The organism is Mycobacterium innocens (assembly GCF_900566055.1).
GTDB lineage: Bacteria > Actinomycetota > Actinomycetes > Mycobacteriales > Mycobacteriaceae > Mycobacterium > Mycobacterium innocens.
In genome coordinates, this window is the sequence record NZ_UPHQ01000169.1 from 1 (window position 1) to 20,080 (window position 20,080).

Annotated in this window: 13 protein-coding genes and 1 pseudogene; 7 read left to right on the forward strand and 7 right to left on the reverse strand. The window is 65.9% G+C overall.

Features of this window, described 5'->3' with window-relative positions:
• Positions 1 to 246: 246 nt before the first annotated feature.
• Entirely contained in the window at positions 247 to 789 is a 543-nt protein-coding gene (locus tag EET03_RS16725) for a PPW family C-terminal domain-containing PPE protein (protein WP_099193604.1), read from the forward strand.
• Between the two features lie 1,127 nt (positions 790 to 1,916).
• Here the strand turns inward: EET03_RS16725 and EET03_RS16735 are convergent.
• Positions 1,917 to 2,405 (reverse strand): hypothetical protein, encoded by a 489-nt coding sequence (locus tag EET03_RS16735; protein WP_063469749.1) that lies wholly within the window; start codon positions 2,403 to 2,405, stop codon positions 1,917 to 1,919.
• Positions 2,406 to 2,496: 91 nt separating this feature from the next.
• Entirely contained in the window at positions 2,497 to 3,900 is a 1,404-nt protein-coding gene (locus EET03_RS16740) for a WS/DGAT/MGAT family O-acyltransferase (protein ID WP_075544959.1), read from the reverse strand.
• A gap of 107 nt (positions 3,901 to 4,007) precedes the next feature.
• Between EET03_RS16740 and EET03_RS16745 the strand changes: the two genes are divergently transcribed.
• Genes EET03_RS16745 through ppsA form a run of 4 tightly spaced genes read left to right on the forward strand, consistent with a single transcriptional unit; the run spans position 4,008 to position 12,674 of the window.
• Positions 4,008 to 5,663: an NAD(P)-binding protein gene (locus tag EET03_RS16745; RefSeq protein WP_075544958.1), complete on the forward strand. Its 1,656-nt coding sequence runs from the start codon at positions 4,008 to 4,010 to the stop codon at positions 5,661 to 5,663.
• Positions 5,660 to 9,232, forward strand: coding sequence for a pyruvate:ferredoxin (flavodoxin) oxidoreductase (gene nifJ / locus EET03_RS16750; RefSeq protein ID WP_075544957.1), 3,573 nt, complete (start codon positions 5,660 to 5,662; stop codon positions 9,230 to 9,232). The genes EET03_RS16745 and nifJ overlap by 4 nt, the downstream gene beginning before the upstream one ends.
• Complete coding sequence (locus EET03_RS16755; protein WP_075544963.1) at positions 9,232 to 10,248, forward strand: dihydroorotate dehydrogenase-like protein; 1,017 nt, start codon at positions 9,232 to 9,234, stop codon at positions 10,246 to 10,248. Before nifJ ends, EET03_RS16755 begins: the two co-directional genes overlap by 1 nt.
• A gap of 20 nt (positions 10,249 to 10,268) precedes the next feature.
• Positions 10,269 to 12,674 carry a phosphoenolpyruvate synthase gene (gene ppsA / locus EET03_RS16760; protein ID WP_075544956.1) on the forward strand — a complete coding sequence of 802 codons (2,406 nt, stop codon included), beginning with the start codon at positions 10,269 to 10,271 and terminating at the stop codon, positions 12,672 to 12,674.
• A gap of 125 nt (positions 12,675 to 12,799) precedes the next feature.
• Here ppsA and EET03_RS16765 read toward each other — a convergent pair whose 3' ends face one another.
• From EET03_RS16765 to EET03_RS16785, 4 genes are all read right to left on the reverse strand, one after another.
• Positions 12,800 to 13,936 (reverse strand): 6-phosphofructokinase, encoded by a 1,137-nt coding sequence (locus EET03_RS16765; protein WP_063469754.1) that lies wholly within the window; start codon positions 13,934 to 13,936, stop codon positions 12,800 to 12,802.
• Between the two features lie 255 nt (positions 13,937 to 14,191).
• Positions 14,192 to 14,647, reverse strand: coding sequence for a VOC family protein (locus EET03_RS16775; protein WP_099193605.1), 456 nt, complete (start codon positions 14,645 to 14,647; stop codon positions 14,192 to 14,194).
• Positions 14,647 to 15,810, reverse strand: coding sequence for a M24 family metallopeptidase (locus tag EET03_RS16780; protein WP_099193606.1), 1,164 nt, complete (start codon positions 15,808 to 15,810; stop codon positions 14,647 to 14,649). Before EET03_RS16780 ends, EET03_RS16775 begins: the two co-directional genes overlap by 1 nt.
• A complete protein-coding gene (locus EET03_RS16785; protein WP_099193607.1) occupies positions 15,807 to 16,955 on the reverse strand; it encodes a M24 family metallopeptidase in 1,149 nt (382 codons plus the stop codon). The genes EET03_RS16780 and EET03_RS16785 overlap by 4 nt, the downstream gene beginning before the upstream one ends.
• Positions 16,956 to 17,117: 162 nt before the next feature.
• Here EET03_RS16785 and EET03_RS16790 point away from each other — a divergent pair, with 162 nt between their 5' ends.
• Positions 17,118 to 18,386, forward strand: a complete 1,269-nt coding sequence (locus tag EET03_RS16790; RefSeq protein ID WP_075544953.1) for a cytochrome P450 — start codon at positions 17,118 to 17,120, stop codon at positions 18,384 to 18,386.
• Positions 18,387 to 18,442: 56 nt separating this feature from the next.
• Here EET03_RS16790 and EET03_RS30320 read toward each other — a convergent pair whose 3' ends face one another.
• Positions 18,443 to 18,595, reverse strand: a complete 153-nt coding sequence (locus EET03_RS30320) for a hypothetical protein (RefSeq protein ID WP_167470651.1) — start codon at positions 18,593 to 18,595, stop codon at positions 18,443 to 18,445.
• 121 nt (positions 18,596 to 18,716) lie between these two features.
• Between EET03_RS30320 and EET03_RS16795 the strand changes: the two are divergent.
• Positions 18,717 to 19,880, forward strand: a pseudogene (locus EET03_RS16795) (FAD-binding oxidoreductase); the annotation flags it as partial.
• Positions 19,881 to 20,080: the final 200 nt, after the last annotated feature.

Genomic DNA, 20,080 nt, shown 5'->3' on the forward strand with positions numbered 1-20,080 from the left:
TGTCATAGTCGTCGCGGTGTTCCCGGACCAGTCGCACCGCTCTGGCCTTGGTGTTCTCGTCGTACTTGCTCGGCATCGCGCCATCCTTCCCAACAAAGGAAGTGCGCATAAAACCGGGGACGGTTCAGCGCGACCAAGTTGACCCCAACACCAAACACGAGCATCCTCAATAACGCGCCACGGTGGTCCCATCCCCCTGGCAATCAGGTGGTCCCATCACCCTGGCAAGCGACAGTAATTGGGCTGGTGCTCCAATTAATCGAAGATGCTCCGCTATTCATCCAGTTCGGTATAAATTGCTTGCTGGTCGCGTACTTCCTGGCCTACGGGTACTTCGGTCTGCTAAAGATCCTGCTTGAATGGATGATCGGGAATTTGTTGGATTTCTCCCCCCTGTTGGCCGGGACGTTGGCCGGTGTTGCTCCCCAGATCGCCGGTGTCCCGGGTGCGCCGTTGGTGGGACTCGCCAACGCGACCGCTCCATTGACGGCTATGGCTGCGGCAACACCGGTGGCGGCCACGGAAGTCGCTGCGATGGAGCCGGTGGCGGGTGTGTCGGCGGTGGTGTCGCAGTCGCAGTTGGTGTCGGTGACGGCCAGCCACCAAGGTGCCGGGTCACTAGGATTTGCGGGCACTGCCGAACACGGAACCGGAGTACAGGCCGGCGGGTTGGCCACCATAGGAGGTGCCGAGTTCGGTGATGGCGCGCAGGTCCCGATGTTGCCGGCCACCTGGCATCCGCAGCCGACGGCGGCCGCGGACAGCGGATTAGTCCAGCTCATCCGTTGACAGCCGTAACGAGCTTGTTCCCCGGTTGGTAACTGCGCAGCGGATCCCCGACCGGCGTGTTCGTCATTGGCAGCGCACCACCATCGCAGGGGCTTGTGACTGCCATAGCGGGTCCTAATCCCCTGGCCGGCAGTGATCTTCGCCAGAAAGCATCTCCGTACGAGCCTCGTCCCGATAGCGCTCAACCGGCAAGATTTTCGGATGCGAGCCGCATGATGACCTGTCGCCCGCCACTGGACCTTTGATGGCCGCTGCCGGAGTCGCCGACTTGCTGGGCATCTACCCCGTCTCCGCGCCCGCCGCCTCGATCGGGCCCAATCCCACCTTCGCGTCCTACCACGACAGCATGGATTTCGGCTTCATCGCCAAACACCGCCGCGATCGACGACCCGACGCACCTTGCTCACCTGACGATGCGGGCAGACAAGGAGCTGACGCAAGCGGCGGGAACGCGGTCTGCGCAGCCGATCCGCGCTTGCGGAAGATCGCATGCGAACGCATCGGACCGGCAAGCCCTTTGCCGGGCAGGACGATTGCGTCGCACACGCTCGATTGTCTTCACTGGCGTTCCGCCGGCCACGGCCAAGTGTCACGTCGGGCGTTGTGCTCGTTGGCGTGCCAGGCCCATATTGCTACTTGGCCACATCCGCAACACAGGCCTCTGTCGAAGCAACGCTTGCGTGCCCACCTGCGCGACAACCTCATTCGCCGCAGGGCACGACCGAAACTGTCGCTCAAAGCCGGGCACATCCGGTGGGCACCGGCGCAGCGACACGTGTGACGCCTGTGATCAATGCGACCTGACCCCCGGGCTGCGTGCACCAATTTGATCCGAGTCCGGCCTCGGACCGGCAAATCCGTTGCCGGGCAGGACGCTGCGACAAGACCCTGGGCTTGTGACGGGAGCGTTTGGCTTCGGCTTTGGCTTCGGAATCGCGCGAATGTGCAACCAGCGCTGCAACCGCCGTGGTGGTGTTCATCGAGACTGAAGCCACGACGACCGCCATCGGCGTGTCGTCTGCGTGATTACAGTGTCGCGGCGACGAGCGGCGGCCAACAGGGATGCGCGACACCACAATCGCAAGGTGACCCCGGGGCAGGAATGTCACCGACCAGACGCCCCGCCGTTAGTCGGCCGGCGTAAACCGGACAACGGCCCACTTCAGACGTTCGGCCGCCTCGGCGAACTCCTCGACTGAGGGTATGCGCTTGTCGCGGAACTTCAATCCGATGATGAGTTGCGCGCGCCTGACCCCATAGGACTCGGCGCAGCGGTAGACGAGATCGGCGACGATCGCACGGTCTTCGATGAGCTCACCCTGCATGGTCATCGGCTTGCCGTCGTAATAGATCTCGGCGGTGGCGCCGTTGCGGAAGTTGTTCTTCCATCGCATGCGGGTGAGGACGAAAAGACTGTCATCCAACCAGTGGGCACTTATCGGTATCGAATACTCGCGACCTGTCTTACGCCCCGTGAAGGTCAACACCATAAAGTGCTTACCCGCCGAACCGGCAAAAGGGGTGCGCAGCAACAGGTTTACGAAGGGACGAATGATAGTCAGCGCGCGCTGCCCGCCGTCGCTGACACCTTCGACCGCATACAATTGTTTAGGCATGCTAGATGTTATATCAGCTAAGTTGCTTGCTCGCCACTTGGAAGGCTTTCGCGGGGCCAACCCAGGCGCGAAGTCCGGCAGCCCCCCTAACTCACCCGGCAACGCGCGGCTTGGACCCCCGCCTGCCGCGCCGCGTGCGGCTCACCTCGAGAAGCCGCGCCACTCCGTCCTCGATCCCCGCCGCCAGCGCCTCGATGTCAGGAGCGGTGTCGTAGTCCGCCGTAATGCCGAAGACGAAATTGTCGGCGTAGCTGACCATCGCCACACCAGTGCGCAACTGCAGGGCGATCGGCGGGATCGGCAGGATCTCCAACACCCGCCGGCCCATTAGCTTCTGTTCGCTCCGCGGACCGGGGACGTTGGTGGCCAAGCCGACAACCGCCCGCTGCGGCAGATGGCTGAGCAATCGAATCGTCCACGCCGAGACGGCAAATGGAACGTTCCTGGCCGCCGAAACAACCGCGCTGGCTCCTTCGCGTTGGCCGCTGCCTTTTGCCCGGGTGAGCCGACTGTGCACCAGCTGCAGCTGCTGCACCGGGTCCGCCTCATCGACGGGCAGCAACGGTAGCATCGCCGAGACCTTGTTGTCGGTCACGCTAAACTGGTTCACCCCCCGCACCGACACCGGAACCAGCGTGCGCAGCGAGTCGCGGCCGGGCTGTTCCCCGCGGTCCAGCAACAGCCTGCGGTAGCTGGCGGTGATTGCCGCCAGCGCAACGTCATTGAGCGTCACACCGAAGGCCTGGGCAACCTCGCGCAGGTCCGCCAACCGGACCCGGGCCGCATGGTAGCGCCGCATCGCCGTGACCGGTCCGTGCAGCGACGACTCCGGCGCCGGGCTGAGCAGGCTGCCCGCCAGTTCGGCCGCGCCCACCGCGACATGCTCGACTACGGTGGCCGCGTCCAACGCACCCCGCACCATCCCGCTGACCCAGGTCAACGGGTTGAGGCTGACCTTCGGCAGGCCAAACCCATGCCGATCGGGTTCCTTGGCGGCGCGGATGTCGGTGGCGAAGGTGTCGCCGCCGCCCCCGTCGTTGAACCTCGCCAACATCTGCGCGGTCGCGATCCCGTCGGCGATGCAGTGGTGGAGCTTGGTCAGCACTGCCCACCGGTCATCGCTGAGCCCCTCGATCATGAAGCAGTCCCATAGCGGCCGCTCACGGTCAAGCCGGCGCTCCATCACGGTGGCAATCATCTCGAACAGTTCGGCGTCACCGCCGGGGTGCGGCAGTGCCAGGCGGTGCAGATGCCGCGACATGTCGAAGTGCGGGTCATCCATCCATTCGGGCGGACCAAGATCCAGCGGGTGTGTCCGCAGCAGCTGCCGGCAACGCGGAATCGCCGAAGCACGCTGCGTGAAGGCAGCGACGAATTCTTCGTAGGACGGCGGCGGCCCCTCGATGATCGACAGTCCGCCGATCGCCAGGCTCACGTGCGGATCGGAGTCTTCGACCTCGAGAAAAGCCGCATCAAGGGCGGTCAAATGCTCCATTCCGCTACTTTCCGCCGCTGCGCGGCTTCCGATCAGAGTCGGAAGTCCTCACCTTGAGGGCCAAACGAAAGCAGCAGAGTCGCAGAACGAGTCATATCGTCAGGAGCATGACGTCCGGTGATGCCGATAAGTTCGTGCCCCGCGGCGATCTTGCGGCCCTGCCCGACCTACTGCACGGAGCGCGACGTGCCGGCCCGGTCCGCGACCGCCGCCCGGTCTACGTCGACCTGCTGCCGCCGTGCAACGCCGGATGCCCGGCCGGCGAGAACATCCAGGCCTGGCTCGCCCATGCCCGCGCAGGACGCCACGAGCAGGCGTGGCGCCAACTCGTCGCCGACAATCCGTTCGCCGCCATCCACGGCCGGGTTTGTTACCACCCGTGCGAATCCGTCTGCAACAGAGCATATCTGGACGGTGCCGTCGCTATCCACGCGGTGGAGCGGTTCCTCGGCGACACCGCCCGCGACCAAGGCTGGCAGTGCGAACCCGCACCCCAGCCGACCGGCAAGCGGGTGCTCGTCGTCGGCGCCGGTCCCAGCGGACTGTCCGCCGCCTATCACCTCGCGCGGCTGGGCCATCACGTGGAAGTACGCGACGCCGGCGCGGAGCCGGGCGGGATGATGCGCTACGGCATCCCCAGCTACCGGCTGCCCCGCGACGTGCTGGACGCCGAAATCGAGCGAATCGCAGCGCTCGGCGTGCAGCTGACACCCGAACACCGCGTCGACGACCTCGCCGCCGAACGCGCAGCCGGCGATTTCGACGCGGTGTTCGTTGCGGTCGGCGCGCATCTGGCCAAGCGCGTCGACATCCCGTCTCACGACGCAGGACGCATGATTGACGCGGTGTCGCTGCTGCGCACAGTCGCCGCCGGCGAGAAACCCGACCTCGGCCACCACGTCGCCGTCTACGGCGGCGGCGACACCGCCATGGATGCTGCCCGCGTCGCCCGCCGCCTGGGCGCCGAAGACACCGTGATCATCTACCGGCGCACCGCAGCCCAGATGCCCGCCCACGAACACGAAGTCCACGAGGCCGAACGTGAAGGCGTACGGATCAATTGGCTGCGCACCATCGCCGCCTTCGACCACACCGAGCTTCAGGTCGAGCTGATGGAGCTGGACGAAACCGGCCGCCCCCGACCGACCGGGCGGTTCGAGGCCCTGACCGCCGATACGGTGATCATGGCGCTGGGCCAGGAAACCGAATCGGCGTTCATGCGCAGTCTTCCCGGCGTGGAGTTCGACCGCGACGGCGGCGTGCGGGTCTCCCCGACACTGATGACCGGGTGCCCCGGCGTGTTCGCCGGCGGCGACATGGTGCCGTGTGAACGTACCGTGACGGTCGGCGTCGGGCACGGCAAGAAGGCTGCGCACTCCATCGACGCGTGGCTGCGCGGCGCCTCCGGGGCGCCGCGCCTGAAGCATCCGACGGCCGAGTTCGGCCAGCTAAACCTGTGGTACTTCGGCGACGCGGCCCGACGCCAACAGCCCGAACTTCCTGCCCGACAACGCGTCACGGGGTTCGACGAGGTCGTCGGCGGCCTGTCGGCCCGCGCCGCGACGTTCGAGGCCGGCCGGTGTCTGTCGTGCGGTAACTGCTTCGAGTGCGACGGCTGTCTGGGCGCCTGCCCGGAGGACGCGGTGATCAAGCTGGGACCAGGTCACCGCTACCGCTTCGACTACGACCGCTGCACCGGTTGCGCCACCTGCTACGAGCAGTGCCCGGTGCACGCCATCGAGATGATGCCGGAGCCGCGATGACCCGCACCACCGTCGACGGCAACGAGGCGACAGCCTCGGTCGCCTACCGGCTCAACGAAGTGTGCTGCATCTATCCGATCACCCCGTCCTCGCCGATGGCCGAGTTGGCCGATGCCTGGTCGAACCGGCACCGGCCCAACATTTATGGCACGGTGCCGACGGTGGTGGAGATGCAAAGCGAGGGCGGGGCGGCGGGCGCGCTGCACGGCGCCCTGCAGGGCGGAGCGTTGGCGACGACGTTCACCTCGTCCCAAGGCCTGCTGTTGATGATCCCCAACATGTACAAGATCGCCGGCGAGCTCACCTCGGCGGTGATTCACGTGGCCGCTCGATCCATTGCGGCCCAGGGTCTTTCGATTTTCGGTGACCATCAGGACGTGATGGCGGTGCGCCAGACCGGCGTCGCGCTGCTGTCGTCGGCCTCGGTGCAGGAGGCCCACGATTTAGCCCTGATCGCCCAGGCGGCCACGCTGCGCACCCGGGTTCCGTTCGTGCACTTCTTCGACGGCTTCCGCACCTCGCACGAGCTCAACACGATCGAGTTGCTCAGCGACGACGACCTGCGGGCCCTGGTCCCGCAGCGGCTCATCCTGGCCCACCGCGACCGTGCCCTGTCACCCGAACGGCCGGGAATCCGCGGCACCGCGCAAAATCCGGACACCTACTTTCAGGCCCGCGAGACCGTCAACCCGTTCTACGCCCGAGTGCCCGACACGGTCGAACAACTCCTGGGCGAGCTCGCCGAGCGCACCGGACGCCCGATGCACATCGTCGACTACACCGGGCACCCGCAGGCCGAACGCGTCGTGGTGCTGATGGGATCGGGCGCCCAGACCGCGGCCGAAACCGTGGCCGCTCTCAACGCGCGCGGTGAGCGGATCGGGGTACTCCACATCCGTTTGTACCGACCGTTTCCGGCCCAAGCGGTGCTGACGGCGTTGCCGCCGACGGTGCGCGCCATAGCGGTGCTGGACCGCACCAAGGAACCCGGATCCCAGGGCGAGCCGCTGTATTTGGACGTCGTCGCCACCCTGGCGCAGGCTTACAGCGGCGGCCAGCGATCGTCGTTGCCGCTGGTCTGCGGCGGACGCTACGGGCTGTCGTCGAAGGAATTCACCCCCGGCATGGTCGCCGGCGTCTTCGAGGAACTGTCACGCGAGCGGCCGCGCACCCGTTTCACCGTCGGCATCGACGACGACGTTAGCGGCACCAGTATCGGCTACGACGCGGAGTTCGACATCGAATCCCCCGCCGTCACCAGTGCGGTGTTCTTCGGCATGGGCTCGGACGGCACGGTGGGCGCCAACAAGAACACCATCAAGATCCTCGGCGGCCAGGACCACATGTACGCCCAGGGCTACTTCGTCTACGACTCCAAAAAGTCAGGCTCGCAAACTGTTTCGCATTTGCGCTTCGGCCCGCAACCCGTCAAAGCACCGTATCTGGTGCAGCGGGCCGGCTTCGTCGGCTGCCATCACCAACGGTTCCTGAACACGATCGACGTACTGGGCCGGGCCGCGCAACGCGCCGCACTGTTGCTGAACAGTTCCCGCAAACCCGAGCGAGTATGGGACAGCCTGCCCGGCCCGGTGCAGCAGCAGATCATCGACAAAGACATCCGGCTTTACGTCGTCGACGCCGGCGCGATCGCGCGCGAGGTCGGGCTGGCCGGCCGGATCAATATCGTGCTGCAGACCTGCTTTTTCGCGATCGCCGGTGTGCTGCCGGTCGAGACCGCGATCGCGCAGATCAAAGACAGCGTCGCCAAAACCTATGCCGGCCAGGGTGCGGACGTGGTCGCCCGCGAACTCGACGCCGTCGATCGCGCTCTGGCCGGACTCCGTCAGATCGAGGTGCCCGACCGCGCAAGCTCAACTCGGCCACTGCAACCGCCGGTCCCGCCCGGTGCCCCGGAATTCGTGCGCACGGTGACCGCGGAAATGATCGCCGGGCGCGGAGATGCGTTGCCGGTCAGCGCCCTTCCGGTCGACGGCAGCTATCCCAGCGGCACCGCCGCCTACGAGAAGCGCAATATCGCCGACCTGGTCGCGGTGTGGGATCCAGATACCTGCATCCAGTGCGGCAACTGCGCATTCGTGTGTCCGCACAGCGTCATTCGCACCACGTTCTACCAACAGGAGCGGCTGCGGGATGCGCCGGCGTCGTTCCCCTCGGCACCGCTGAACACGATCGGCCTGCCCGACACCCGCTACACACTGCAGGTCTATGCCGAGGACTGCACCGGATGCAACCTGTGTGTGGAAGTCTGCCCGGCCGTGGTCCCCGGCACGCCGATCACCAAGGCGATCAACCTGGCGCCGCGGGAGCCGCTTGTCGACGAAGCACGTAAAAACATCGCGTTCTTCGAAACGCTGCCGGTGGCCAACCGCTCCACGGTCGACTTCGGGACCGTGCGTGGTGCGCAGTTCCTGCAGCCGCTGTTCGAATTCCCCGGCGCCTGCGCGGGATGCGGCGAAACCCCCTACCTCAAACTGCTGTCCCAGCTGTTCGGCGACCGGTTGATGATCGCCAATGCCACCGGATGCTCGTCGATCTACGGCGGCAACCTGCCCACCACACCCTGGACCGCCAACGCCGAGGGCCGCGGCCCCGCCTGGTCCAATTCATTATTCGAAGACAACGCCGAATTCGGTCTGGGCATGCGGCTGGCCGCCGATACCCACACACGACAGGCCCGGCAGCGGCTGAGAGAACTGCGCGACCACCTCGGCGCCGATCTCGTCGACGCCATCCTGGCCGCACCGCAACAGCGGGAATCAGAACTGCACGCCCAGCGCCGGCGGGTGACCGAGCTGAGCTGCCGGCTGGACCGGCTGCCACCGGGCACTGCCGACGAATTACGCAGTGTCATCGATCATTTGATCCGCCGCAGCGTGTGGATCGTCGGCGGCGACGGCTGGGCCTACGACATCGGCGCCGGCGGGCTCGATCACGTGCTCGCCAGCGGGCACAACGTCAACGTGCTGGTGCTCGACACCGAGGTGTACTCCAACACCGGCGGGCAGATGTCGAAGAGCACACCGTTGGGCGCGGTAGCCAAGTTCGCCGCCGGCGGCAAGACGGTGCCGCGCAAAGACCTGGCGCTGCAGGCCATTTCATACGGCAATGTTTACGTCGCGCGCGTCGCGATGGGCGCCGATCCGCAGCAGACGTTGCTGGCTTTGCGGGAGGCCGAAGCCTACGACGGGCCGTCGCTGGTGATCGCCTACAGCCACTGCATCGCCCACGGCTTCGAGCTGCGTTACGGCCTTGAGCAGCAATACCGCGCGGTCGCCAGCGGGCACTGGCCGTTGATTCGCTACAACCCCGTACTACGGGCTACCGGCAAGCCCCCGTTTCTGCTGGATTCGCACCGTCCCCGCGTTTCGCTCGCCGACTTCCGCAACCGCGAGCTGCGCTACCGAAGCCTCACCAATTCTGATCCCGACGAGGCCGACCGGCTGCTTGCGCTGGCGCAGGAGTCGATCGACCAGCGGTGGATGGTCTACGAGGACATGGCTTCTCGGACTCCGCAGGAGTTCCCGTCCGATGCGCGAAGGGAGTGCTGATGGACCTGTCCACCCGCTACCTCGGACTGAGCCTGCGCAACCCGCTGGTGGCCTCGGCATCGCCACTGAGCCGCAACGCCGACGGCGTGCGCCGCCTCGCCGACGCCGGTGTCGGCGCGGTGGTGCTCTATTCGCTGTTCGAAGAACAACTGCGTCGCGAAGCCGAACACGACGAACGGATGGCCACCCAGGGCAGCGAAAGCTACGCCGAGTCGCTGAGCTACTTTCCCGAAGGCCTCGAGAACGGCGGTGGCGGACACCGCTATCTGCGTCTGGTCGAGCGTGCCGCCGCCGCCGTCGACATCCCGGTCATCGCCAGCCTCAACGCGTCCACGCCCGGCAGCTGGGCGCGCTACGCGCGGTCCATGCAGGACACTGGCGCGGCGGCGATCGAGGTGAACATCTACCACCTTCCCGGCGATCCCGGCCCCACAGTCCTGGACGGCGCTGCCGTGGAGCAGCGCCATCTCGATGTGCTGGCCGCGGTCAAAGCCGCCACCACGGTACCGGTCGCCGTCAAGCTCAGCCCCTATTTCAGCGCGACGGCCGACATGGCCCACCGGCTGGACGCCGCCGCTGCGGACGGGCTGGTGTTGTTCAACCGGTTTCTGCAGCCCGATATCGACCCGGAAACACTCACCACCGTGCGCACGGTCACGCTGTCGACACCGGCGGACACCCGTCTACCGCTGACCTGGATCGCGTTGCTGTGCGCGAGGATTCGTGCCTCGCTGGCGGCCAGTACCGGGGTCGAGCACGCAGCCGACGTGGCCAAGTATCTGCTCGCGGGGGCTGACGTGGTGCAGTCGGCGTCGGCGCTGCTGCGCCACGGTCCGGAATACGCCGGCGTGCTGCTGAACGGATTGTGCGACTGGATGAACCGCAAGGGTTTTCACACCCTCAATGAGGTTCGCGGGCTGCTGGCGGCTCCCGACCAGGATTTCGAGGCCCGTGAACGCGCCGACTACGTCTGGGCCTTGCGCAAAGCCAACAACGGATCCTACGACACCTACTAACACGCAACCGGAGGAATATCATGAGCAAGTTCAACTACATTCGCTTCTTCGAAGAGTTCGGTATCGAGGACGTCCCGCTCGTCGGCGGCAAAAACGCTTCGCTCGGCGAGATGTATCAGAAGCTGTCCGAGCAGGGCATCCGTGTCCCGCACGGGTTCGCCATCACCGCCCAGGCTTACAGACACATGCTGGACAGCGCCGGCGCCTGGGACGCGCTGCACGCCCAGCTCGACAATCTCGATCCGGACGACGTCACCGCGCTGGCGCGCAAAGGCAAACGCGCCCGTGAAATCGTCTACGGCGCGGGACTTCCCGGCGACCTGGCGGCCGAGATCGTGGCTGCCTACCGCATGCTTCAGGAAGAGTACGGCGAGGATGTCAGTCTCGCGGTGCGCAGCTCGGCGACCGCCGAGGACCTGCCGACGGCCAGCTTCGCCGGCCAACAGGAAACCTTTCTCAACATCACCGGCGCCGAGAGCCTGCTCGACGCCTGCCGCCGGTGTTTCGCCAGCCTGTTCACCGACCGGGCCATCCACTATCGCATCGACCAGGGCTTCGACCAGTTCAAGGTGTCGCTGTCGATCGGGGTGATGAAAATGGTGCGCTCCGACCTTGCCTCCTCCGGGGTGATGTTCACCATCGACACCGAATCCGGCTTCAACGACGTCGTTTTCGTCACCGGCGCCTACGGGTTGGGCGAAAACGTGGTGCAGGGTGCCGTCGACCCCGACGAGTTCTACGTCCACAAGCCGACTTACCTGGCCGGACACCGCGCCGTGCTGCGCCGCCTGATCGGTGACAAGGCGGTGAAGATGGTCTTCGTCGAGGGCGGGACGAAGCAGACCACCCGCAACATCCCCGCGCCGAAGGCCGACCGTGCCCGGTTCTGCATCACCGACGAGGACGTACTCGAACTGGCCGGCTACGCCTGCACCATCGAGCGGCATTACGCGCGCCCGATGGATATCGAGTGGGCCAAAGACGGTCTGGATGACAAGCTCTACATCGTGCAGGCGCGCCCCGAGACGGTGGCCTCCCAACGCAGCCTGACGACCATAGAAACCTATGTGCTGGAAGGCTCCGACGAAAAGCACGAGATCCTCACCGAGGGCCGCTCGGTCGGCGAGAAGGTCGCAACGGGCGTCGCGAAACGGATCGACAACCTCGGGCGGCTGTCGGACTTCCGGCCCGGCCAGGTGTTGGTCGCCGACACGACCACACCGGACTGGGAACCGGTGATGAAGACCGCCGCCGCCGTCGTCACCAACCGCGGCGGACGCACCTGCCACGCGGCGATCATCGCGCGCGAGCTGGGCATCCCGGCCGTGGTCGGTGCGGGCGATGCCACCACCAGCGTCCCCGATGGCCAGGCCGTCACGGTGTCATGCGTGGAAGGCGACACCGGGCGGGTGTACCGCGGCGAGGTGGGCTTCCACGTCGACCGCACCGAAGTAGCGAATCTAAACAGGCCACGAACCCAGATCATGATCAATCTGGGCAATCCCGATCTGGCTTTCAAGACCTCGTTCCTGCCCAACGACGGTGTCGGGCTGGCCCGAATGGAATTCATCGTCAGCGAATACATCAAGGTGCACCCGCTGGCCCTGCTGCATCCGGACAAGGTCGACGACGCGGAGGCGCGCCGGATGATCGATCGGCTCACCTACGGCTATGCCGACGGGGGCGAGTTCTTCGTCCAGCGGCTCTCGGAGGGCATCGGCACGATCGCGGCGGCCTTCTGGCCCAAGCCCGTGGTGGTGCGAATGTCGGACTTCAAGACCAACGAATACGCCAGCCTGATCGGCGGGAGCGGGTTCGAGCCGACCGAGAGCAACCCGATGCTCGGCTTCCGCGGAGCCTCGCGTTACGCGCACCCCGCTTACGCCGAGGGTTTCGCGCTGGAATGCCGTGCGATGCAACGGGTGCGTGAGGAGATGGGCCTGACCAACGTCGTCATCATGCTGCCGTTCGTCCGCCGCGTCGCCGAAGCGGACCTGGTGCTGCAGACGATGGCCGAACACGGTTTGCAGCGCGGCCGCAACGGGCTCGAGGTGTATGCGATGTGCGAGATCCCGAACAACGTCATCCTTCTCGACGAGTTCGCCAAGCGCTTCGACGGTTTCTCCATCGGCTCCAACGATTTGACGCAGCTCACGCTCGGTGTCGACCGCGACAGCGAGATCGTGGCCTTCGACTACGACGAACGCGACGAAGGTGTCAAGGAGATGATCCGGCTGGCCGTGGAAGGCTGTCGCCGCAACGGGATTCACTCGGGGCTGTGCGGGCAAGCGCCGTCGGATTACCCGGATATGGCCGAGTTCCTGGTCCGCATCGGTATCGACTCGATCAGCCTCAACCCCGATGTGGTGGTCAAGACCACCCGGCAGATCCTCGAGCTGGAGCAGCAGGTGGTGTCGAGGCAATGAATTCCCTTGCATCGCACCGGCTCACGCCGAAATCCACACCATCGCGGATAGGTGCGGAGACGATGACGATAACGTCGATCTCAGCGTGGCTGCGATGAGATCGTCACCCGGACATCGCCGTCGGGTCATCCACCGATCGCGCTATGGGTGGGCATTTCATCCCCGAAGTTGATCCCCATATCCCGCGCGGTCAGAATCGAGTCGCAGTCAAGCGGGACCGTCTTTTGCCGGTGGGTGGCCTCGGCGAGTGGCACGTAGTCGACGGTCGGTGGATTCAGCGCCACCATGACACCGCTGTGCCCCTCGTCGAGAGCCCGCACGGCCGCGGCGCCGAAGCGCAGACCGAGCAAGCGGTCGAACGAGGTCGGCGAGCCGCCCCGCAGCAAGTGGCCGAGCACCACGGTGCGTGCCTCGCGTCCGGTCATCCGTTCGAGCTCGGCGGCCACTTTGGCGCCGATGCCGCCAAGACGCTCCGCCTGCCCCACCGACTTGCCCACGATCGACACCTCGCCGCCGACCGGCCGGGCGCCCTCGGCGACGCAGACGATGGAGAACTTCGCGCCGTGCCGTTCGCGGTCCCGGATCACCGCCGCCACCGGGTCGAGACTGAATGGGATCTCCGGGATGAGGATCGCGTGTACTCCCGACGCCATGCCGGCGTTCAGGGCGATCCAGCCGGCGTAGCGGCCCATCACCTCCACCACGATGATGCGACCGTGCGATGTCGCGGTGGTGAACAGCCGGTCGATGCACTCCGAGGCGAAGTCGACGGCGCTGTCGAAGCCGAATGTCGAGGTCGTCTTGTCCAGGTCGTTGTCGATCGTCTTGGGAACCCCGACCAGCCGCAGCCCGGCGTTGTGCAGGTGCTGGCCTATCGCCATCGATCCGTCGCCGCCGACCAGGATCAGTGCATCGATTCCGTGTTCCTCGAAGCGGCCCAACAGTTCTTTGGTGCGGTCCATCTCGATCCAGGTGCCGTCGCTTTGTTGCACCGGATAGGCGGTGGGGTTGCCGCGATTGGTGGTACCGATGATGGTGCCGCCCTGGTGGATGATGCCGCGGACCCGGTCGCGGGTGAGTTCCATCAACCCGCCGTCGGGATAGGCGCCCGGCAACAACAACCCGTTGAGGCCGTCGCGGACCCCGACGACTTCCCAGTCACGATTACGTGCGGCCAGGGTGGCCGCATGGATGACGGCATTGAGCCCGGGCGCATCACCGCCGCCGGTGCTGAGCGCAATCCGCTTTATCGAAGATCTCACGAGGCGCACCTTACGCCAGACAAACTCCGGGTTTTCGTGGAGCAGGCACTGCCCGGCGAGTGTACTGCGCCAACTGAGCGCCGAGGAGATGGCCACCTACCCGCGCGCCCTATCCCACGCCGCACAGCCGTATTCCCACGCTGCTGTGGGGTCGCGAGATCCCGATCGAGGGTGAGCCGGCCGACCTACTCGTACGCCGCTGACCCGCGACCCGAGGACGTCGCATCGGCGGAACAGGCTTTGCCCCAAAGATTTTCACTGTCGACGCGGCGGCAGCACCGCCAGCCACTGATCCGACAACAGTTCGAGCAGTTGGCCATCCGGATCGCGGATCATTGCCGATTGCTCCGACACCGACCCGTCCACCACCGATCCGCCGAAGCTCTCGGCGCTGGCCACCACGTGAGGAAGGTCAGGCACGGAAAACGAGATATGGGTAAGCCCCACCTGGTCCATGACCCGCTGCGCTCCGGCGTGGACCGCGCGCTCCGAATAGTCGAGAAGCTCCAGCACCAACCCGTCGCGCACCAGATACGTCGCGTGCAGTCCGATCGGCTTCGGCAGCTGCAGCAGCCGGTCCGTGCCTTCGTCGGGCGCATCGAGTTCCCACCAGAACTCGAACCCGAGCAGGCCCTCATAGAATCTGCGTGATCGCCGGCGATCGCTGACGCACAACCCGACATGGTTGAAAACGGCTCGGCTGCCAAACATTACAACCTTCCATAGCGAGTCAGTATCGATGCTCCCCCGCCCTCGATGACGACGGTGGCCCGCTCCAGGCAACCCCCCACGCCCTCCGCGGCGACCCAGGACTGCACGCTCAGCACCATGCCCTCGTCGAGCACGGCGTCGCTGCCACGCCCCAAACCGATGACCGGCGGTTCAGCACCGAGCCCCAGTCCGTGAGCTAACGGCACCGGCGACTCCCGATTACCGGCGTCCTCCCACGCTCGATACAGGTCCGCGCCGGTGTTGCCCGCTCGGCAGGCGGCCAGCAGCGCGTCCATGCCGACAGCACACCGCGCCACCAGATCCGCCGACCCTGCCGGAGCCGACTCCCCCGCCACTCGGGTACGCGCCAGGCCGGCCTCATAGCCGGCGTACAACGCGCCCGGGGCCAGCACCACCAGTTCGCCGTCCCCGATAGGACGCTCCGACGCCAGGTGCCGAAACCACACCGGCCCACACGAAGGCGTTGCAAAGCAAACACTCTCCGACGGCGCGGTCGGCGCGCCCAGCCGCGCCACCTGTTCGTAGTACACCCCGAGCAGGTCACGCTCGGTAATGCCAGGCCACAATGCGTCTTCCATGGCGCCTAACGCCGACTCCGAAATGGCCGACGCCACTTCGAGACAGGTGATCTCCTCGGCCATCTTGATCCGGCGCGCAGCCGCCAGTATCGAATCGGCGTCGACCAGTTCGGCCGAGCCGGTCAGCTGAGAAATCAACCCGGCGAACATCGGTGTCAATCCGTCGATACCCACCCGGGCGGACTCGCGCAAGCCGGGAATCGAAGCCAACGAATCCATCAGATTGGCCGGATTCCAGCTCAACCCATACAGGTCCGGACGCGTGATCTCCGGCGGTACCCCCTCGTCCCAGGTCGACAGCAGGTGCACCCGCGCGGTCGACCGCACCACCACCGCGGCCGGCGCGAACGGCAGCACCCCGGCGCGGCCGAGCAGCCGCGCCCCCGACACGTAGTGCACGTTGCCCGCACCGCCAAGCAGCAGTGCGTCCAGATCGTGGGTTTCCATGGCGGAAAACACTTTTTCACGCCGCTGAGCCCGCAACCAGCCGAAGTCGACCCGAGCGTCGTCCTCGAGGCTCATCATCCCGATGCGCACCCCGCGATCCCGCGGCACGGGGCTCATGCGGCAAACCCATAAGGGTCGTAGCTGCAGCCGCTGAGTTTGACCCATCCGGCATCGGTCACGGCCACAATGTCTTCGGAACGATAACCGGCAGCACCGTCCTCCCAGATCACCGGCTCCAACACCACGACCATGCCCGGCCGCATGACCAGCCGCGAGTCGAAGTCCACACCGAAATCCGTTCCGATCAAGGGCATTTCGGCACTATCGGTGCCCACGCCGTGCGCGAGATAGAAATGCTCGATCCACGGCCGGACACCATCGTTGGCGTCGATCGCAACCTCGCCCAGCCGCAAGCCGGACACCCCCGGCCCAAGGACCTCCAGACACGCGTCGACGACCGCCCGCCAGCGACGAAACTGTCCTAGTTGCCTAACATTCGGGCCGGCGCCCACAATCCAGGTGCGGCCATAGTCGGACACGTACCCCTGCCACATCACACCGGCGTCCACCCAGATGACATCGCCATGGCGCAGGAACCGGTCAGTCGTGACGGTCGGGTAGGCCAGATCACCGTGCAGCGTCCACGGTCCCAGTTCGCGACTCGGGGCCATCACCTGCCAGATCGGATCGATCCCGCCCGCTGACGCGCCAAGCTCGAACACCCGGCGAAGAAACACCGCACTCAGATCGGTCTGCCGGACACCAGGTCGCAATAGGCGCAGCGCGTCGACCATCGCCAGCTCGTTGAGCCGCTGCGCCTGGCGAATACACGACACCTCGTCGACGGTTTTCACCAGCTTGGCCGCGCCCAGGACCACGGACGCATCCACCCAATCGAGGCCGGAAACGCCGCGCAGCATCGGATGAGACAGATGATCGACACCTACCCGAGCGCCGGAAACGAAGTGCTCGCCCAGCGCCGCGGCGAGCCCTGCCATCGCCTCGTCGAGATCCGGGAACAACGGCCCATGCAGCTGCACCTCTGCCGGCACACCGTCGTCGAACACGGTGTACAGGTGCGGCGCCGACTCCCCGGCAACCACTACGGCGACCGCGCGGAACAGCGCAGCCCGGTCACCGGCGACGGCCGGCATCGCAGCACCGGTCGCATACGTCACCGCGCTGGAGCCCAGCAACACCAGCCCGTCGAGACCGCCGGCCGCAAGTTCGGCCTGCAACCGCGCATATCGCTGCCGTCGCATCCGAGCCAGGTCGGGCGTGCCCGGGATCGCCGCCCCGCCGATGGTGGCTCCTGCCGACCAATCCTCGATGACGCTACCTCCGCATCCTCAAATGCGTAATAATGCAAAGATAGCCTAATAAGCCGACGAAGCAATAACGCACTTGCCAGGAAAGGCTTTTCGATGGTCACCCACCCAGGCGTCAGCCCAGACGCGATAGTCGATTTCGACCATCATTCCGACGACTTCAACCTCAACGAATTGGCCGTCAACGCCGAACTCCGCCGCACCTGCCCGGTGGCATGGAACCAAAACTACGGCGGCTTCTGGTTTCTCACCAGCTACGACGCGGTCAGCCAGGCCGCCCGGGACGGCGACACCTTCGCCCACAAATACGAACCGAACGCGCCCGACGGCATCGACTACCAGGGTGAGATGGGCGTGCCACGTCCCGAAGGTCACCCGGCATTGGGCATCGGCGAGGTCGACGGCCCCTACCACCTGGCCCTGCGCCACGCCCTGGCGCCGTTCTTCTCCCCGGGCGCCGTACAGAAGATGCGGCCGTTCATGGAGAAATCGGCGCACTGGTTTCTCGACCAGCACAGCGCCGACGGGCACATGGACCTGGTACTCGACTACGCCAGCCCGGTCCCGGCCATCTTGACCATGAGATTGATGGGGCTGCCGTATGACAATTGGCACCTGTATGCCAACCTGTTCCACTCCGTCATGGCCGTACCGCAAGACAGCCCCGAGTACGCCAACGCCCTGGCCGCCGCGCCCGCCATGATGCACGACGTCCTGGAGTTCGCCGCCAACCGACGGGCCGACCCACACGACGATCTGACCAGCTTCCTCATCCAGCTCGAATTCGACGGCCAGCGTCTGTCCGACGAGCAGCTGCGCAACATCATCTGGAACCTCATCGCCGGCGGAGTCGACACCACCACCTCACAGACCGCGCTGACCCTGCTACACCTGGGCACCCACCCACAGCTGCGCCAACAACTCATCGAGCGCCCCGAGCTCTACCGCACCGCCACCGACGAATTCCTGCGCTACTTTTCGGTCAACCAGCAACTGAGCCGCACCGTCACCCGCGGCGTGACCGTCGGGGGCCAACAGCTGCGCCGCAACGACCGCGTCGTCATCAGCTGGCTGGCCGCCAACCACGACGAGCACGAGTTCGACCAACCGGAGGTGATCGTCCTCGACCGCACTCCCAACCGCCACCTGGCCTTCGGCCTCGGACCCCACCGCTGCATCGGATCTCATCTGGCACGACTGATGGCCGAGGTGATGGTCAAGGCAGTCCTCGACCGCATCCCCGACTACCGGGTCGACCTCGACGGCGTGCACCAGTATCTGGGAAACCCGAGCATGACCGGGCTGGGCAAGCTGCCGGTCGTCTTTACCCCCGCACCTGGCCTGGGCGCCCAACGCCCGTGGTAATCGCCTGCCCGCCAACGCGAGTCGGGCCGAAGCGGGGACCTTTGGCGGCTGCGCCGTCAAGAATGTGCCACGTCGGCCGCGCAACCTGCGCGCAGCGGCCAGGCCAGAATCACCAACCCGAAAATGATGCCGCTGCGCACACTGAGCGCGGCCAGCACCACCAGCGCCGTCACCACCGCCAGCACGACACCACCCATTCCGGCGGGCAAGGACGAGGTTTTGGGTGGCCACCGCAGAATGCTCCGCGCGACTGAGAACCGACTGAGATTTTCGGCCGCAGCCGGCTATAGAGTGAGTCGCTGTCGGCACGGCAGAAACACGAGGCCTTCCATGAGTGACATCACAGCGCGGCTGGTGGACATTGTCGGGAGCGCTAATGTGCTCACCGGCGACGCAATTCCCGACGACTATTCCCACGACGAGGAGTTGGCGCAACCGCCGCAGAGGCCGGCGTACGCCGTCAAACCGGCCACCGCAGAACAGGTTTCGCAACTACTGATGGCCGGCTCCGACCACGGCGTGCCGGTGACGGCACGCGGGTCCGGGTGCGGCTTGTCGGGGGCGGCGCGTCCGTGCCGGGACGGCCTGCTGATCTCGTTCGAACGAATGAATCGGGTGCTGGAGGTGGACACCGCTAACCAGGTCGCCGTCGTCCAGCCCGGGGTGACGCTGACCGAACTGGACGCCGCGACCGCCGATACCGGGCTGGGGTACATGGTTCATCCAGGCGAGCTGTCGTCGAGCGTCGGCGGCAACGTCGGCACGAACGCCGGCGGTATGCGCGCGGTCAAGTACGGGATAGCTCGTCATAACGTGCTCGGGTTGCAGGCAGTGCTGCCGACCGGCGAGATCATCCGAACCGGCGGCAAGATCGCCAAGGTGTCCACCGGCTACGACCTGACCCAGCTCATCGTCGGCTCGGAAGGCACCTTGGCGCTGGCCACCGAGGTGATCGTCAAGCTGCATCCACGCCTGGACCACAGCGCCAGCGTGCTGGCCCCGTTCGCCGACTTCGATCAAGTCATGGCGGCGGTGCCCAAGATCGTCGCCAGCGGGCTGGCGCCCTACATCCTGGAATACATCGACAATCTGACGATGGCCGCGCTCGTGCACACCCAGAACCTGGAGCTGGGCATTCCGGACCAAGTCCGCGACAGCTGTCAAGCGTATCTTCTTGTGGCAGTGGAGAATCGCACCGCGGATCGGCTACTCGAGGATGTCGAGACGGCCAGCGAGATGCTGGCCGAAATGGGAGCCATCGACGCCTACGTACTGGAAGGAAGCTCGGCGCGCAAGCTGATCGAGGCGCGCGAGAAGGCGTTTTGGGCGGCAAAAGCCGCGGGCGCCGACGACATCATCGACACCGTCGTGCCGCGCGCGTCGATGCCGAAGTTCCTCAGTGCCGCACGCGCGCTGGCGGGGGCGGCAGGCGGCGCCGCGATCGGTTGCGGCCACGCCGGCGACGGCAACGTGCACCTGGCCATCATCTGTAAGAGCCTGTTCACAAACCCGTGTGACTGTAGTGACAGATGATAACGATGTGATAACGATTGTGTGTCGCGCAATCGGATGAGGCGGGGCTCGCGGTAGCGGATGAACACCACATCCCTCTCGCTGCCGGAGCCCCGTGAGTGCCTGTCTACCTTGTCGCGTCCCCGAAAACCAGTTGCGCCGCCGCGGGTTGCCTATGTTGT

Excerpts from the sequence above, each read along its gene's own strand:
- EET03_RS16735 (WP_063469749.1), bottom strand. The coding sequence starts at position 2,405 with ATGCCTAAACAATTGTATGCGGTCGAAGGTGTCAGCGACGGCGGGCAG.
- nifJ (WP_075544957.1), top strand. The coding sequence starts at position 5,660 with ATGACCCGCACCACCGTCGACGGCAACGAGGCGACAGCCTCGGTCGCC.
- EET03_RS16790 (WP_075544953.1), top strand. The coding sequence starts at position 17,118 with ATGGTCACCCACCCAGGCGTCAGCCCAGACGCGATAGTCGATTTCGAC.
- EET03_RS16785 (WP_099193607.1), bottom strand. The coding sequence starts at position 16,955 with ATGCGACGGCAGCGATATGCGCGGTTGCAGGCCGAACTTGCGGCCGGC.
- ppsA (WP_075544956.1), top strand. The coding sequence starts at position 10,269 with ATGAGCAAGTTCAACTACATTCGCTTCTTCGAAGAGTTCGGTATCGAG.
- EET03_RS16780 (WP_099193606.1), bottom strand. The coding sequence starts at position 15,810 with ATGAGCCCCGTGCCGCGGGATCGCGGGGTGCGCATCGGGATGATGAGC.
- EET03_RS16775 (WP_099193605.1), bottom strand. The coding sequence starts at position 14,647 with ATGTTTGGCAGCCGAGCCGTTTTCAACCATGTCGGGTTGTGCGTCAGC.
- EET03_RS16755 (WP_075544963.1), top strand. The coding sequence starts at position 9,232 with ATGGACCTGTCCACCCGCTACCTCGGACTGAGCCTGCGCAACCCGCTG.
- EET03_RS16745 (WP_075544958.1), top strand. The coding sequence starts at position 4,008 with ATGACGTCCGGTGATGCCGATAAGTTCGTGCCCCGCGGCGATCTTGCG.
- EET03_RS16740 (WP_075544959.1), bottom strand. The coding sequence starts at position 3,900 with ATGGAGCATTTGACCGCCCTTGATGCGGCTTTTCTCGAGGTCGAAGAC.